Genomic DNA, 14718 nt, shown 5'->3' with positions numbered 1-14718 from the left:
ACAACAAACATTCCAGATTCAGTACTTTTCTTTCGCCCACAAAAAAGGCCGTTTCCTCACGAAAACGGCCTTTGCGAATAAGTAAAAGACCGGCAAAAAAACGTTAAGTTCCGCCCAAAAAACAGTAACTTGCAATATTGTATACAGGTCGTGTTATTCGTCGGATTTCGATTGTCACGCCTATTCCAGAGCCTCAGGATCGCGCCGTCATCCCCTTGAGGTTCCCCCATGAAGTTCTCCTCGATTCTCTTGTTGTCCCTTGGCCTGGTCAGCGGTATTGCGTCTGCTGGCGGCACTACCGAAGCCGGTGTAGGCGGCGCATTGGGCGGGGTTCTAGGCTCGGTCGTCGGTCAGTCGTTAGGCGGCAGTACAGGTTCCACCATCGGCGCAGCCCTGGGTGGCGCGGGTGGTAGCGCCGTCGGCGCAAACAAGCATAGCCGTGGCGAAGCAGCCCTTGGTGGTGCGTTGGGTGCAGCGGGCGGTAACGTGGTCGGCCGCAACATGGGCGGCACCACCGGCAGCCTGATCGGCGCTGCAGCAGGCGGCGGCGCCGGTGGCGCGCTGGGTAACTACATGGGCAAAGAGTACGATGATGAAGACGGCGATCGCCGTTCGTATCGCGGCCATGACGATCGTCGCTACTACCGCGACGACCACCGTCACCGCGGCCATGCCTATGGCCATCGCAAGCACCACAAGTACTACCGCGACTAAGGCCTCGAGCGCCTCGCTGGCAGGTACAACAAAAATCGCAGCCCTTGGGCTGCGATTTTTTTTCTTACTGAGCCACTAGACGCTCCAGCGCCCCGCGCAACCCTGCCGGAATCGCCACGGGCCGATTCGATGCGCGATCGACAAACACATGCACAAAGCGCCCTGCCGCGCAGGCTTCGTCTTCCCCTTGCTTGAACACGGCCAGTTCGTATTGCACCGAGCTGTTGCCCAGCTTGCCTACCCGCAGACCGATCTCGATACGGTCCGGGAAAGCAATGGAGGCAAAGTAATCACAGGCCGAGCTCACCACGAATCCCACTACCTCACCGTCATGGATATCCAGGCCACCGACTTCGATCAGGTAAGTGTTCACTGCCGTATCGAAGAAGCTGTAGTAAGTGACGTTGTTGATGTGACCGTAGACGTCGTTGTCGTGCCAGCGGGTGGTGATGGGCTGGAAGTGGGGGTAGTCGGTGCGCTGGGGCATTGGCGTTGATTCCTGAGTGGGTTCGCCAAGTCTACGGCGAAAACCGCGTTATCGTTCTTCGCGAGCAAGCCCGCTCCCACATTTTGATGGGGTTTAACCCGGTCAGGTGTGGGAGCGGGCTTGCTCGCGAAGGCGCCCTCACAGGCGCCGCATCGATCACTTGTCAGCAAAGCCCTTGCCGGCCGCCGCCAGTTCACCGATCAACCGCGCCGGTTTCCAGTGATCGCCCTGACGCGTCTCAAGTTCCATCAAGCGCCGGTGAATGTCCGCCAACCCTTGCTGATCCGCCCAGGCCATCGGGCCGCCCTTGTCCGCCGGGAAACCATAGCCGTTGAGGTAAACCAGATCGATGTCATGAGCTGACCCGGCGATGCCTTCCTGAAGGATCTTCGCGCCCTCGTTGACCAATGCCAGCAAGCAGCGCTCGAGAATTTCTTCCGGCCCAAGCTCGCGGCGCTGAAACCCCAACCCTTCGCTGACTTCCAGCACCAGCGCATCTACCTGAGGATCGTGTTCGGCCTGACGGCTGCCCGGTTCATAGTGGTAAAAGCCGTTGCCACTCTTCTGGCCAAAGCGCTCCATCTCGCAAAGTCGATTGTCCACCTGAACCTCTGGCGCGTCCTGCCCGACACCGGACAGCTGCCGGGCGCGCCACTGCAGGTCGACGCCCACCACGTCGAACATGCGAAACGGTCCCATGGCGAAACCGAACCCTTGCAGTGCCGCGTCAACCTGGTAGGGATACGCGCCTTCGAGCAGCATTTTTCGCGCTTCGAGCACATAGGTATTGAGCATGCGGTTGCCGATGAAACCATCGCAATTGCCCGCCACCACACTGACCTTGCCCATGCGCTGGCCGAGCGCCAGTGCCGCGTCGAGAACGGCCGGAGCCGTCTGCGCACCACGGACGACTTCCAGCAGCTTCATGATGTGCGCCGGACTGAAGAAGTGCAGGCCCAGGACCTGCTGCGGGCGCCGCGTCACCGCAGCAATGGCGTCGATGTCCAGCGCCGAGGTATTGCTGGCCAGAATCGCTTCAGGTTTGAGCAGGCCATCGAGCTCGCGGAAAATTCTCTGCTTGAGTTCAAGGTTTTCGTACACCGCCTCAATGACCAGGTCGACATCGCGGATGGCCACATAACCATCTGCCGCCGTTACGCGCGCGATACGGGCATCGGCGTCACTCTGATCAATGCGACCCTGGCGCACGTTATGCGCGTAGGTATCGGCGACGGTAGCCAGTGCCTGTTCAAGCATCTGCGGATTGTTATCAACCCACTGCACGGCCACTCCGGCGTTGGCCAGGCACATGACAATGCCACGGCCCATGGTGCCCGCGCCGATGACGGCGGCGCGCTGAATATTCGACGGTGTCTGGCTCATGTTTTGTTCTCTTGTTGGCGATCCGAAGACAGCCACCACCATAGTCAGCCACCGGGGTTTTTTGAAATTTATTCCTGTGATGAGCAACATTCAGCGGATGGATGTAGCCCCCTTGAGTACACCGCCCCCCCCTGTGGGAGCGGGCTTGCTCGCGAAGGCAATCAACCATTCAACAGTGATGGTGCCTGACCCACCGCCTTCGCGAGCAAGCCCACACACACATTGACCGTGTTTCAACCGGGTAGATGTTGTTCAGCCCACTCCCGCACCGAGGCATATGGATAATCTTCCAGCGCGGCAAACCCGGAAATCGAGCGTGCCTTGAGTTTTGTGAACAACGGCACGCTGATCCCGCACAGGAACCGTGTCACGCGTTCAGCCGAGGGCACGTTGCCCGTGTGCTGCTCGTGCCTGTGGATAAAATCACCACCCAGCGCCTGGAAATTCTTATCCACAAGCGCCGGCAACTCCGGTGGTGCCGGTAGCCGCGCCACCTGTCCGTGACACACCGAACAATGTCCACATTGCTGCGGGGCATCGTGATCGCCGAAATACTCGGCGAGGCGATAACCCAGGCATCGGTCGGTGGCGAACAGATCCAGCATCGCGTGAATCCGCGCGATCTCGGTGTGCTCATGCCGAGTGAAATAACCGTGCAGCTCCTCGCTCACCGCGACGCTGTCGAAACCGCTTTGCAGCACGCTGTAGACCTCGGTCATCTGCTTGCTTTCGAGCTCCACCCAGCCCTTCTCCTGAAAATAATCCAGCGCCTTGACCACCCGACTGCGCTCGGCCTGATGCTGCTCGTACAGCGCCTCGAAATTCACCGTTGCCCAGGTCCTGGCGCGGCTGGAGGTCTGGATAATGGCGGCGACGAAATCCTTGCGCTCGCCCTCGAAGTGGGCCAGCAGCGCCTCTGGTTCCTGCACATACTTGAAACGGTATTCGGCGTAGTAGGCGTAGCGCGGGGCGATCAACCCGCGCAATTCGAGTTGCACCAGCAAGGTCTTGAGCGGTAACTGACGAATGTTGCTTTGATCCGCCAAAGGCCCCAGCAGAAACTCCCACTGCCCTTCGGGTGCCGCGGCCTGCATCTCGTCAAGCACGCAACGGATGCCATCCAGCTCCGGCGTGTCGCCGTAGACGAAATTCTCCAACACATTGAGGCTGTCGCGGTTCGCCAGCACCAGGCAGTCCGACGGCTGCCCGTCACGCCCGGCGCGGCCGATTTCCTGGCTGTAGTTTTCGATGGATTTGGGCAGGTCGAAGTGCACCACATTGCGGATGTCGCTTTTGTCGATGCCCATGCCGAAAGCGATGGTGGCGACGATGCAATTGGACTGCCCGCCCATGAAGCGACGCTGGATCGCTTCCCGTTGCTCATGGGGCAAACCCGCGTGATAGGCCTCGGCCTGAATGCCGTTGCGGTTCAGGTGTTCGGCGATGTGCTCTGCGGTTTTCTGCAGGGTGACATAAACGATGCTCGGCTGGTCTGGACGCTGGCTCATCCATTCGACCAGGCGCCTGCGTTTGTCCGCTCCGCGAACGGGCTCCACCAGCAGATTCAGGTTCGGTCGATAGAAACCGGTGGTCACTACATCCTCGGCGGCGATGGCGAACTTCGCCTGCATGTCGGCGATGACCTTGGGCGTCGCCGTTGCGGTCAGCAGCAACACCTGCGGGATGTTGAACTGGCGTTGATAGTCGGGAAGCTTGAGGTAGTCCGGGCGAAAGTTGTGCCCCCATTCGGAAATGCAGTGCGCCTCGTCCACCACCAGCAGCGAGATCGGTACTTGCTGCAAGAAATGGCGAAACCGCTCGTTCTTCAGGCGCTCCACCGAGATCATCAGAATCTTCAACTCGCCGGACCTGGCACGGGCCATGACATCGCTGGCGTCATCGCGGCTCTGCGCCGAATCGATGCTGCCCGCCGAGATGCCGTGGCGTTGCAGGAACGCCAGTTGATCCTGCATCAACGCCAGCAAGGGTGAGACCACCAGCGTCAGGTGCGGCAGCAACAGTGCCGGCAATTGGTAGCAAAGGGATTTGCCGGATCCGGTGGGGAAAATCGCCGCCGCCGAGCGCCCGGCCAGCACAGCGCTGATGGCCGCCTCCTGACCGGGTCGAAACTGTGGATAACCGAAAACCTGTTCCAGGGTGTTGTGCATAAGCTGTCACTCCGTTGACCGCTGCGGAGTCAAAAGCCTAGCCGGCAATCACAGCGAATCGAGAAAAGGTCGGGGGCAAAAACGATACTGGATGATACAGCGAATGGCGGGACGGCAATCCACGGCTTCAGAGATGATGGGACTGTCAGATCGCCTTCGCGGGCAAGCCCGCTCCCACACGGATCTATGCCGTCCACAGACTTGAGTACGACTCAGATCTGTGGGGGCGGGCTTGCCCGCGAAGAGCAAGTACACCCACCACAAAACTCGAAACACCCGACATTGTCCGAGCCCCCCTCTGCCGAGACTTGGCGAGAAGCGACTGAAAACGCTGTAGGCATTTTTACCTCTCGCCCTTTCACGTTGAAAACCCACTTCCAGCGTGTAGTCCCCTTCCTCAAAATATGACAAAACCCTTACAACGCGTGTCGATCTCAGCCGTCTTGTTCCGCAACGCCATACCCTCCTATAGTTTCCAGCGCGGCTGAAAACAGTGTCTCGGCCTGCCGGGAACACTTGCCGATTTCGCACAGGACTCAATCAATGAAAAACCCCGACTCACTGACAAACCGCTACCACCCACTCAAGACCCGCTACAGCGAAACCCCGGTGCTGGTCATTGATACCGAGGCCGACCCCTACGAGATCCTCGACGCCGCCCGACAACGCATCCGCGCCGCCAGCGACCTGCTCGAAACCCTTTATTGCACATGCTTCAAACAGGCCGAAGCGAGCGACATCCCCAAGATTATCAGCGCCCTGTACCTGCTGACCCAGGACGGCAACGACATGCTCGACATCGCCCGGCAGCGCTTGCCGAAACTCACCCTCTGAAGCCGCACCCATTCCCCCTGTAGGAGCTGGCTTGCCAGCGATGAACGATTATGCGGTGCACTGTGGATAACTCCGTCAGCAACGCCCTATAAAAGCTTCGGCACGGTCCTACAAAAGAAGCCAACTTGTCGGCTATCGATCACCAGTAACTCACTCCTATAGTCCGCAGTGTCGCTGCCAAATCAGCGACTCGGGCTTGGTCACTCGAATTAGATCTACGTACGCACCCGTTGTATGCTGCCGACGCTTTTTTGTGTCTGCACGCTATATGGCGGCTGTGTTTGGGATGCCTTCGGGCATGCCGGTTCTGTGCGTAGATCTCACCGGTTGACCAACCCGAACACAGTCGCCTCCCATCGATTGGTCACGATGATGGCGGTCCTTTCTGGCACATCCGAGATTGCACATCATGAACAAATGGAACCCGTTCACCAACGAACGCTATCTACCACTCCACACCAACCTCACCGATTCTCCGCCCCTGATCATCGACACAGAAGCCAACCCCCAAGACATCCTCGAAGCCGCCCTCCAGCGCATCCGGGCTTCCAGCGAATTGCTGCAAACCCTGCACTGCCAATGCTTCAAAGACGGCGACATCGAAGACATCCCGCACATCACCCACGCGCTCTACCTGCTGACCCAGGACGGCTGCGACCTGCTCAAAGTCGCCCAGCAACGCATGTTGAACTGGAAAGCCCCAGCCTGACGCCTGGCGTCGATAGACAAGCCGCACTCTCCATGGGTGCAGGCTTGGTGGCATCCATGGGGGCGACCTTTACTTGGGTCAGTTAAAAGAAAAGGGAAACAAAGCATAACTGTGGCGAGGGAGCTTGCTCCCGCTGGGTTGCGAAGCGACCCTGAAAACAAGGACTGCTGCGCAGTCCAACGGGAGCAAGCTCCCTCGCCACAGGTTCAGTGCTCTGCCACTCCCCCCAAGTCTTTCCTCCAAACCCGACGACCTCTAAGATTCGGCTAAGCCCAACCGGACACCCCGCAATGAACCTCGCCCCCAACCTCCCCGACGACCACTTGATGCAGCAACTCATGCAACTGTTGCATGAAGAACTCGGCTTCCCCGAACGTAAAACCATCAACCTCGGCACCTCGATCAACTTCGACCTGGGCTGCAACGGTGCAGACGCCCGGCATTTGATCGAAACCCTGGAAGACCACTTCGCCATCGACTTCGTGGATTTCGACAGTTATCGCTATTTCCAGCCCGACGGTTTTGACGTGAATCTAAAGCGCAAGGCCAAGGGGCGCGGTGAGAAGATGCCTTTGACCATCGGCATGCTCTACCGGGCTATCAAGGCCCAACGCTGGGACACGGATGAACTCGAAGGCCTGTAACGGCCCGACGCATTCTGACTTGTCCGCGAAAAACTGAATCTCGCGCACAAAAAAGCCGCCCCAAGGGGCGGCTTCTTCGTTAGCTCAATCCAGCACTTACAACTTAGGACCAGCAGCCTTGATCGCGTCGCTCACTTCGAACTTCTTGAAGTTCTCGATGAACAGGCCGGCCAGTGCTTTGGCGGCTTCGTCGTAAGCGGCTTTGTCAGCCCAGGTGTTGCGTGGGTTCAGCAGGCCAGTCTCAACGCCCGGTACGGCCAGTGGCACGTCGAGGTTGATGGTGTCCAGGTGCTCGGTCTCGGTACCGATCAGCGCGCCGCTCTGGATCGCTGCGATCACTGCGCGGGTGGTCGGGATGTTGAAGCGCTTGCCGACGCCGTAGCCACCGCCGGTCCAGCCGGTGTTGACCAGGTAGACCTTGGAGCCGAAGCCGCGGATGCGCTTGATCAGCAGTTCAGCGTATTCGCCGGCCGGACGCGGGAAGAACGGTGCGCCGAAGCAGGTAGAGAAGGTCGACTTGATGCCGCTGCCCGAACCCATTTCAGTCGAGCCAACCAAAGCGGTGTAGCCGGACAGGAAGTGGTAGGCCGCTTGCTCTTCGTTGAGGATCGACACTGGCGGCAGAACGCCGGTCAGGTCGCAGGTCAGGAAGATCACAGCGTTCGGCTCGCCACCCAGGTTCTTCTCGGAACGCTTGGCAACGTGCTCCAGCGGGTAGGCTGCGCGGCTGTTCTGGGTCAGGCTGACATCGGCGTAGTCGGCGTGCTTGGCGTCGTCGATTACAACGTTTTCCAATACCGCGCCGTGCTTGATGGCTTTCCAGATAACCGGCTCGTTCTTCTCGGACAGGTCGATGCACTTGGCATAGCAACCGCCTTCGATGTTGAACACCACGCCTTCGCCCCAGCCGTGTTCGTCGTCACCGATCAGGTAACGGCTTTCATCGGCGGACAGGGTGGTCTTGCCAGTGCCGGACAGACCGAAGAACAGGGTCACGTCGCCCTCTTCGCCGATGTTGGCGGCGCAGTGCATTGGCAGCACGTCAGCGGCCGGCAGCAGGAAGTTCTGCACCGAGAACATGGCTTTCTTCATCTCACCGGCGTAACGCATGCCGGCGATCAGCACTTTCTTCTGTGCGAAGTTGAGGATCACGCAACCATCGGAGTTGGTGCCGTCACGCTCTGGCACGCACTCGAAGTTGGCAACGTTGAGCACTTGCCACTCATCACGGCCAGCCGGGTTGTACTGGGCCGGGTTGATGAACAGGCAACGGCCGAACAGGTTCTGCCAAGCGGTCTGGGTGGTCATCTTCACGGCCAGGTAGTGCTCGGAAGCCGCACCTACATGCACGTGGGAAACGAAATGCTCTTGCGCGTTGTTGAATGCCTCAACGCGAGCCCACAGGGCGTCGAACTTGTCGGCCGGGAACTTGCGGTTGATCGGGCCCCAGGCGATGGCGCCCGTGGTGCTCGGCTCATCAACGATGAAACGATCGACTGGCGAACGGCCGGTACGGTGACCGGTACGAACAACCAGTGCGCCGGTATCGGCAAGCTCGCCTTCACCGCGGTTGAGGGCTTCTTTAACCAGATCATCAACACTCAGATCAGTGTACACGGCGTTATTGGCTTGCGTCATGAGGTTCCCCGTCGGCCAGTGGCCGAGTGCTCCAAACGTTTTTGTAGTAGAAAGTCGTGCACTACTACCGCGAAAAAAGTGGCCCGGATTATGCCAGAAAAGCCCAAAAAGAGTAGGCCCCTCCTGTCGTAACGGCGTTAATCCGGCGCAACGCAGTGAATTTACCTGCGCTGAACCGTTTTAGTGACGGGTATCTGACGGCGTCTCGATGCCCGCACCAACGAACAATTGAGTGACATCAGCCGCGTCGAACAGATAGCGCTGGTTGCAGAACTGACAATCGACTTCGATGTTTCCACCGTGTTCGACCACCAATTGTTGCGCATCTTCCATCCCCAGACTGACCAGCGCATTGGCCGAACGTTCGCGCGAGCAGCTGCAACGGAAGCGCAACTTCTGCACATCGAACAGACGAACCTGCTCGTCGTGGTACAGGCGATGCAGCACGGTTTCGTTGTCCAGGCTCAACAGCTCATCGGCGGTCAGCGTATTGCCCAGCGTGGTGATGTGCTGCCAGCTGGCGGCACGCTCGTCATCGTCTTTCAAGCGGTCGGCAGGCAGTTGTTGCAGCAACAGGCCACGGGCACGACGGCCGTCGGCGCAGAGCTTGATGCGGGTGCCAATCTGCTGGGACATGACGAAGTAGTTGGTGAAGCAGTCGGACAATGTTTCGCCATCCAGATCGACGACGCCCTGATAGCGCTGGCCCTGTTTCGGGTCGACAGTCAATGTCAGCGAACCATCCGGCATCAAGTCCGCCAGGGTAGCATCGGGGGCAATCCGGTCCGCGTCATAACGGGCCAGGCCGCGGATGTCGCGCTCGCTGGAGCATTCGATCATCAGCAGCGGGATCGGGCCTTCGGAGCGGGCCTGCAGGATCAGCAAGCCGTCGAACTTCAATGTGCCGACCAGCAACGATGCGGCCGCCATCAGCTCGCCGAGCAGTTGCGCGACCGGCTGCGGGTAGGCGTGTTTGGCCAGGACTTCGGCGTAGCTGAGCTCCAGCGAGACCAGTTCGCCACGGGTGTCGCTGTCATCGAAGATGAAGCGTTGGGTGAAGTCGTTATCCGCATGATCGGTCATAGGTCTGGGTATCTAAGTAGTGAAAATGGTTACAGGAAACAAAAAATTTGCCTTGCGCCACCCCGCGGGTGCGCAATGTTCAGCCATAAAAGGCATTTTATGAACAATCCGGGCCTGATCCAAGCAAGGTGGAACAAGCGCTGACGGAGTCCGGGTCGTTTCCCGCTCTGCACTGCTGGCAATGTGGTTATGGCCTACAGGTCAAAGACTGTGTGTGATTTTCGACGAGCGGCGGTTTGATCAACTTGATGCGGCCCGGGCGATCCACGCGATATGGGTGCGCGCCCCAGCAATTGCAAGTGTTCAGCTGAAGATGCGGTGGGGCCTGGCGAGTGCTGCGCACTCGTTCGCGGGCAAGCCACGCTCCCACAGGATAAGTACAACCCCTTGTGGGAGCGGGCTTGCCCGCGAAGACGGCCTACCAATCACTCGAGCAATATCTGCCTTACTCGTCATTGCTGCTGCCACGAAACTTGAACAAATCCCGCCGCTGCTTCTTGCTCGGCTTGCCGTCGGTGCTCACGCCCAGGGCCCCGGCCTTTCTTTGCGCCGCGGCCTCTTCGCGCTTGGCAATGCTGGCCTGGGTCTCGGCATACAAGGTCTGCGCTTCCGGCGCGCCACGACGTACAATCGACAACGCCTGAACCACCACCGTGCGCTCTTCGAAACCGGTGCGGATCACAAACTCATCGCCGACGCGTGGCTCTTTGCCCGGCTTGCAGCGTTCGCCCCGGCAATGCACCTTGCCGCTTTCAATCGCCGCCTTGGCCAAGGCGCGGGTTTTGTAAAATCGCGCAGCCCACAACCATTTATCGAGGCGGACTTTGTCGTCCTCTTCGTTTTTTTGTGCCATGGAATTTCCTCATTCTGAAATATTGGTGAACTGTACTACCGTTTCTGTCGTACCAAGAATTTCCCCGGCTCGGACTACAATGCTGACATTCCATAACCTCCTGGCGGGGCTGGAAATCCGGGCCGTAGATATCTGTCGCCTTTTAATCATTATTCTGCGTGAATACCGCGAATCCGGCCGCGTGCGGCCCGAGCGGTTTCTACCGGTTGAGCACTTTTGAAGACATTTGACCATTTGACCGTTGTCGGTCTGCGCGAGTGGATAGCGCTCCCGGATCTGGGAGTCGCGGGCCTTCGGGCAAAAATCGACACCGGTGCCAGCACCTCAAGCCTCCACGCTACTGAAATCGAGCCGTTCGAGCGCGATGGTGAGCAGTGGGTGCGCTTTACCGCCCACCTGGGTTCCGTCGTCCAACTGCGCCACCGACGCTGCGAAGCACCGCTGGTGACGATGAAAACCATTAAAAGCTCTAACGGTCACGCGCAGGTGCGATATGTGATCAGCACCACCCTGGCCCTTGGTGATCGGGTCTGGCGGGTCGAGTTCACACTCGCCTGCCGCAAATCCATGCGCTATCGCCTGCTGCTCGGTTCCAAAGCCCTGATCGACGGCCAGTTGGTGGTCAATCCGGGCATCAAGTATGTACAAGACAAGCCGGTGTTCCCGGTATCTACCTCCTCCACAGGTGTTGCATGAAGATCGCTGTGCTGTCGCGGAATCCGCGTCTGTATTCCACCCGTCGTCTGGTCGAAGCCGGTACCGAACGTGGTCATGAAATGGTGGTGGTCGATACCCTGCGCGCCTACATGAACATCGCCAGTCACAAGCCGCAGATCCACTACCGCGGCAAGCCACTGGAAGGTTTCGATGCGGTGATTCCACGGATCGGCGCGTCCGTGACGTTCTATGGCTGCGCGGTCCTGCGCCAGTTCGAAATGATGGGGGTGTTCCCGCTCAACGAATCGGTGGCCATTGCCCGTTCGCGAGACAAGCTGCGCTCGCTGCAATTGCTGTCCCGTCGGGGGATCGGTTTGCCGGTGACCGGGTTTGCCCACTCCCCCGATGATATTCCCGACCTGATCGAAATGGTCAACGGCGCGCCGTTGGTGATCAAGGTGCTGGAAGGCACCCAGGGCATCGGCGTGGTGCTGTGCGAAACCGCGACGGCGGCAGAGTCGGTGATCGAGGCGTTCATGGGCCTCAAGCAGAACATCATGGTTCAGGAGTACATCAAGGAAGCCGGTGGTGCGGACATTCGCTGCTTCGTCGTCGGTGACAAGGTGATTGCAGCCATGAAGCGCCAGGCCAAACCCGGTGAGTTTCGTTCCAACCTGCATCGCGGTGGCAGCGCGAGCCTGATCAAGATCACCCCGGAAGAGCGTATGACGGCGTTGCGTGCGGCGAAGGTCATGGGCCTGGCGGTGGCGGGTGTGGATATCCTGCGCTCCAATCACGGGCCGTTGGTGATGGAAGTGAACTCGTCGCCGGGGCTTGAGGGGATTGAGACCACCACCGGGAAGAATGTGGCGGGGATCATCATTGAGCATCTGGAAAAGAATGGTGGGCCGAATATGACTCGGACCAAGGGAAAGGGCTGAGGCTCATCTACTGTGGCGAGGGAGCTTGCTCCCGCTGGAGGCCGAAGGACTCCCAAATCCCACAATCGTGTTCTTGTACTTCAGACACGGTTGTCTGGTTTTGCGGCTGCTGCGCAGCCGAACGGGAGCAAGCTCCCTCGCCACAAAGGCCTCTGTGTTTTCTAAACGGCATCCCGCGGCAACATCAACCCCAAAGGCAAGCGCACCCGCGCCTCCAGCCCACCACCCGAACGGTTGCGCAACTCAACATTGCCGCCATGCATCGAAGCAATCCGCTTCACGATCGCCAGCCCTAACCCGGTGCCCTTGCCACCGCGTGCACGATCACCACGGGTGAACGGGTTGAAAATCGCCTCCAGCTCCGAGGGATCAATCCCGGCGCCACGGTCCATGACGCTCAGCACCACGTATGGCGCGGCGGTGTCACCCGAGACATAGGCCGCCACTTCCACACCGCTGCCCGCGTGATGCAACGCATTGCCGATCAGATTGTTCAGCAGTCGTTTCATCGACACACGACGCAACGGAAACGGCTGGATCGGCTCCAGGCGCAGCCGTACTTTTTCTTCATTCTGGTTGTAGGGCGCAGCGACCTCGCGGACCAGGTCGCTCAGGTCAACTTCTTCCACCGACTCGTCGCGCCCGTCGCGAATGAACGCCAGGAACTGATCGAGAATCGCGTCCATGTCTTCGATGTCGCGCACCATGTCGTCGGTCAGGTCGGTGCGATCGCCCATCAATTCCAGGGACAGGCGCAAGCGGGTCAACGGCGTGCGCAAGTCATGGGAAACCCCGGCCAGCATCAGTTCACGCTCGCGGCCGGCCTGTTCGACGTCTTCGGCCATCTGGTTGAAGGCGCGGTAGACCTCGGTCATCTCACTCGGTGTATCGCTGATCGGCAGGCGCACGCTGCGACCCTGACCGAGTTGCCGCGCGGCGTACACCAGGCGTTTTAGCGGCTGGTTGAGCTGGCTGACGAAGATCCATGCCGCCGCAGTGGACAGCAATCCAATAGCGAGGAACCAGCCAAGCACATTCCAGATTTTCTGACCGCGCAGTGGATGCGGATACAGCGGAACCTTGAGCCAGCCTTCACCCAGGCTTGGCGCTCGAACCCATAACGCTGGCGGCGCATGCATGCGCAATCGCACTTCGGTGTCAGCCCCCAGCTCAGCCTGCATTTGCCGCTGATAGATCTCACTGTAGGGCCAGTGTTGTTCGCCCTCCGGCACCCCGGCCCCCACCACTCGTATCAGGGGCACGGCACCAGCGATCTTGTCACGGTTTTCTTCATCGGCAGCCCAATAGGCACGCAGCGTCAGGGCGACACCATGGCTGTACTGGCGATCCACCAGAACATCTTCGTTCATCAGCAGATAAACCAGGGTCAGCGCCTTGGAGAAGAGAACGACGATGAGCACCAGCCAAAGGGTGCGGGAGAAGAAGCTCTGGGGGAACCAAACGGGGGTTTTCATGGATAACCGTTAAACACTTGCAGGAGCGAGCGATGCTCGCACATTGCGGATCGCGAGTCTGCGGACAGGATCAATTGATCCGCTGTCCGCATGGCCCGTTCCTACAAATCGCCAATCACTTGGTGGCGGTACCATCTGGAACAAACACGTAACCCACGCCCCAGACAGTCTGGATGTAACGCGGTTTGGACGGATCGGGCTCGATCATCCGGCGCAGACGGGAAATCTGCACATCGATGGAACGCTCCAGGGCATCCCACTCGCGGCCACGGGCCAGGTTCATCAATTTGTCGCGGGTCAGCGGCTGACGCGCGTTCATTACCAGGGCCTTGAGTACCGCGAACTCGCCGGTGGTGAGCATGTGCACTTCTTCGCCGCGCTTGAGCTCGCGGGTAGCCAGGGACAACTCGTAGTCACCGAAGGTCACGCTTTCGTCTTCGCTACCCGGGGCGCCCGGCACCGGAGCCGACTGGCGACGCAGGACCGCCTTGACGCGAGCCATCAGCTCATCCGGGTTGAACGGCTTGGCCAGGTAATCGTCGGCGCCCAGTTCCAGGCCCTTGATGCGGCTAAGCTCGTCGCCCTTGGCGGTGAGCATGATGATCGGAATCTGGTTGTTCGCGTTGCGCAGGCGGCGGCAGGCGGTCAGGCCGTCTTCGCCGGGCAACATCAGGTCGAGGACGACCAGGTTGAACACTTCGCGTGCCAGCAGGCGATCCATTTGCTCGGTGTTCGGTACGGCGCGGGCGCGGTAGCCCTTGCTGACGAAAAAACGTTCCAGCAGGCTACTCAGCCCCGGATCGTCGTCAACGATAAGAATTTTCTCGCCTTCAGCAGTTTGTGCAGTGCTGCTCATTGGATGCTCCTTTGATCTCGGCGCGCATTATGGCGTAGCTGCCGTTATACGCACCGTGTGCATTGTTAGCAGATTTTTCCTTTAGTGCCAGAAAACCGGCCATTGCACTGGCAATCCGTGATGCCCCCGAATGCCGTAACGCTGGTTATAATGCGCGGCCTTTTGTGTCAGGCAACATCAGACAGGTACTACAGGCGGACGCGAATTATTTTTATCGCGTCAGCAGTAATTGTTCGATTTCACGGGTCAACGCAATGCCTGTTGACCCAGGCAGCG

14 protein-coding genes are annotated in these 14718 nt (G+C 59.3%); 6 read left to right on the top strand and 8 right to left on the bottom strand.

Going from position 1 to position 14718, the window contains the following annotated elements; all coding sequences use genetic code 11:
• Window positions 1-228 precede the first annotated feature (228 nt).
• The gene (locus tag KGA88_RS03335; protein ID WP_110659377.1) at window positions 229-714 is read left to right on the top strand and encodes a glycine zipper domain-containing protein; all 486 of its coding nucleotides are present in this window, start codon (window positions 229-231) and stop codon (window positions 712-714) included.
• A gap of 64 nt (window positions 715-778) precedes the next feature.
• Here the strand turns inward: KGA88_RS03335 and KGA88_RS03330 are convergent, their stop codons facing one another.
• The 3 genes from KGA88_RS03330 to KGA88_RS03320 form a co-directional block, all read right to left on the bottom strand.
• Window positions 779-1201, bottom strand: coding sequence for an acyl-CoA thioesterase (locus KGA88_RS03330; protein WP_110659376.1), 423 nt, complete (start codon window positions 1199-1201; stop codon window positions 779-781).
• Window positions 1202-1357: 156 nt separating this feature from the next.
• The gene (locus KGA88_RS03325; protein WP_223588934.1) at window positions 1358-2584 is read right to left on the bottom strand and encodes a 3-hydroxyacyl-CoA dehydrogenase; all 1227 of its coding nucleotides are present in this window, start codon (window positions 2582-2584) and stop codon (window positions 1358-1360) included.
• A gap of 233 nt (window positions 2585-2817) precedes the next feature.
• On the bottom strand, window positions 2818-4752 hold the full coding sequence (locus KGA88_RS03320) for an ATP-dependent DNA helicase RecQ (RefSeq protein ID WP_223588932.1): 1935 nt from the start codon (window positions 4750-4752) through the stop codon (window positions 2818-2820).
• Between the two features lie 543 nt (window positions 4753-5295).
• On the opposite strand from KGA88_RS03320, the gene KGA88_RS03315 reads away from it, so the two are divergent.
• The 3 genes from KGA88_RS03315 to KGA88_RS03305 all read left to right on the top strand — a co-directional run bounded on the left by KGA88_RS03315 (window position 5296) and on the right by KGA88_RS03305 (window position 6939).
• Window positions 5296-5586, top strand: coding sequence for a hypothetical protein (locus KGA88_RS03315; protein WP_110659373.1), 291 nt, complete (start codon window positions 5296-5298; stop codon window positions 5584-5586).
• Window positions 5587-5995: 409 nt separating this feature from the next.
• Window positions 5996-6295, top strand: a complete 300-nt coding sequence (locus tag KGA88_RS03310) for a hypothetical protein (RefSeq protein ID WP_223588930.1) — start codon at window positions 5996-5998, stop codon at window positions 6293-6295.
• 290 nt (window positions 6296-6585) lie between these two features.
• Complete coding sequence (locus KGA88_RS03305; protein WP_223588928.1) at window positions 6586-6939, top strand: DUF1493 family protein; 354 nt, start codon at window positions 6586-6588, stop codon at window positions 6937-6939.
• 96 nt (window positions 6940-7035) lie between these two features.
• On the opposite strand, the gene KGA88_RS03300 is transcribed toward KGA88_RS03305, so the two are convergent.
• The 3 genes from KGA88_RS03300 to KGA88_RS03290 all read right to left on the bottom strand — a co-directional run bounded on the left by KGA88_RS03300 (window position 7036) and on the right by KGA88_RS03290 (window position 10513).
• Window positions 7036-8577: a phosphoenolpyruvate carboxykinase gene (locus KGA88_RS03300; RefSeq protein WP_110661924.1), complete on the bottom strand. Its 1542-nt coding sequence runs from the start codon at window positions 8575-8577 to the stop codon at window positions 7036-7038.
• 180 nt (window positions 8578-8757) lie between these two features.
• Entirely contained in the window at window positions 8758-9660 is a 903-nt protein-coding gene (hslO, locus tag KGA88_RS03295) for an Hsp33 family molecular chaperone HslO (protein WP_110661923.1), read from the bottom strand.
• 445 nt (window positions 9661-10105) lie between these two features.
• Window positions 10106-10513, bottom strand: coding sequence for an RNA-binding S4 domain-containing protein (locus KGA88_RS03290; protein WP_223588926.1), 408 nt, complete (start codon window positions 10511-10513; stop codon window positions 10106-10108).
• A gap of 234 nt (window positions 10514-10747) precedes the next feature.
• Between KGA88_RS03290 and KGA88_RS03285 the strand changes: the two genes are divergently transcribed.
• The gene (locus KGA88_RS03285; RefSeq protein ID WP_177409066.1) at window positions 10748-11209 is read left to right on the top strand and encodes an ATP-dependent zinc protease; all 462 of its coding nucleotides are present in this window, start codon (window positions 10748-10750) and stop codon (window positions 11207-11209) included.
• Window positions 11206-12111 (top strand): 30S ribosomal protein S6--L-glutamate ligase, encoded by a 906-nt coding sequence (gene rimK / locus KGA88_RS03280; protein WP_007972871.1) that lies wholly within the window; start codon window positions 11206-11208, stop codon window positions 12109-12111. The genes KGA88_RS03285 and rimK overlap by 4 nt, the downstream gene beginning before the upstream one ends.
• A 161-nt stretch (window positions 12112-12272) precedes the next feature.
• Here rimK and KGA88_RS03275 read toward each other — a convergent pair whose 3' ends face one another.
• Window positions 12273-13586 carry an ATP-binding protein gene (locus tag KGA88_RS03275; RefSeq protein ID WP_110661829.1) on the bottom strand — a complete coding sequence of 438 codons (1314 nt, stop codon included), beginning with the start codon at window positions 13584-13586 and terminating at the stop codon, window positions 12273-12275.
• Window positions 13587-13701: 115 nt separating this feature from the next.
• A complete protein-coding gene (gene ompR, locus KGA88_RS03270; protein WP_007972873.1) occupies window positions 13702-14442 on the bottom strand; it encodes a two-component system response regulator OmpR in 741 nt (246 codons plus the stop codon).
• Between the last annotated feature and the right edge of the window lie 276 nt (window positions 14443-14718).

Source organism: Pseudomonas sp. A-R-19 (assembly GCF_019956575.1).
In the GTDB taxonomy this organism is placed as follows: Bacteria; Pseudomonadota; Gammaproteobacteria; order Pseudomonadales; family Pseudomonadaceae; genus Aquipseudomonas.
The sequence above is the reverse complement of the archived record's forward strand: the minus strand, read 5'-3'. Positions and strand labels throughout refer to the sequence as shown.

Bases quoted from the DNA above. Each gene is read 5' to 3' on its own strand.
- KGA88_RS03335 (WP_110659377.1), top strand. From the start codon at position 229: ATGAAGTTCTCCTCGATTCTCTTGTTGTCCCTTGGCCTGGTCAGCGGT.
- KGA88_RS03330 (WP_110659376.1), bottom strand. From the start codon at position 1,201: ATGCCCCAGCGCACCGACTACCCCCACTTCCAGCCCATCACCACCCGC.
- KGA88_RS03325 (WP_223588934.1), bottom strand. From the start codon at position 2,584: ATGAGCCAGACACCGTCGAATATTCAGCGCGCCGCCGTCATCGGCGCG.
- KGA88_RS03320 (WP_223588932.1), bottom strand. From the start codon at position 4,752: ATGCACAACACCCTGGAACAGGTTTTCGGTTATCCACAGTTTCGACCC.
- KGA88_RS03315 (WP_110659373.1), top strand. From the start codon at position 5,296: ATGAAAAACCCCGACTCACTGACAAACCGCTACCACCCACTCAAGACC.
- KGA88_RS03310 (WP_223588930.1), top strand. From the start codon at position 5,996: ATGAACAAATGGAACCCGTTCACCAACGAACGCTATCTACCACTCCAC.
- KGA88_RS03305 (WP_223588928.1), top strand. From the start codon at position 6,586: ATGAACCTCGCCCCCAACCTCCCCGACGACCACTTGATGCAGCAACTC.
- KGA88_RS03300 (WP_110661924.1), bottom strand. From the start codon at position 8,577: ATGACGCAAGCCAATAACGCCGTGTACACTGATCTGAGTGTTGATGAT.
- hslO (WP_110661923.1), bottom strand. From the start codon at position 9,660: ATGACCGATCATGCGGATAACGACTTCACCCAACGCTTCATCTTCGAT.
- KGA88_RS03290 (WP_223588926.1), bottom strand. From the start codon at position 10,513: ATGGCACAAAAAAACGAAGAGGACGACAAAGTCCGCCTCGATAAATGG.
- rimK (WP_007972871.1), top strand. From the start codon at position 11,206: ATGAAGATCGCTGTGCTGTCGCGGAATCCGCGTCTGTATTCCACCCGT.
- KGA88_RS03275 (WP_110661829.1), bottom strand. From the start codon at position 13,586: ATGAAAACCCCCGTTTGGTTCCCCCAGAGCTTCTTCTCCCGCACCCTT.
- ompR (WP_007972873.1), bottom strand. From the start codon at position 14,442: ATGAGCAGCACTGCACAAACTGCTGAAGGCGAGAAAATTCTTATCGTT.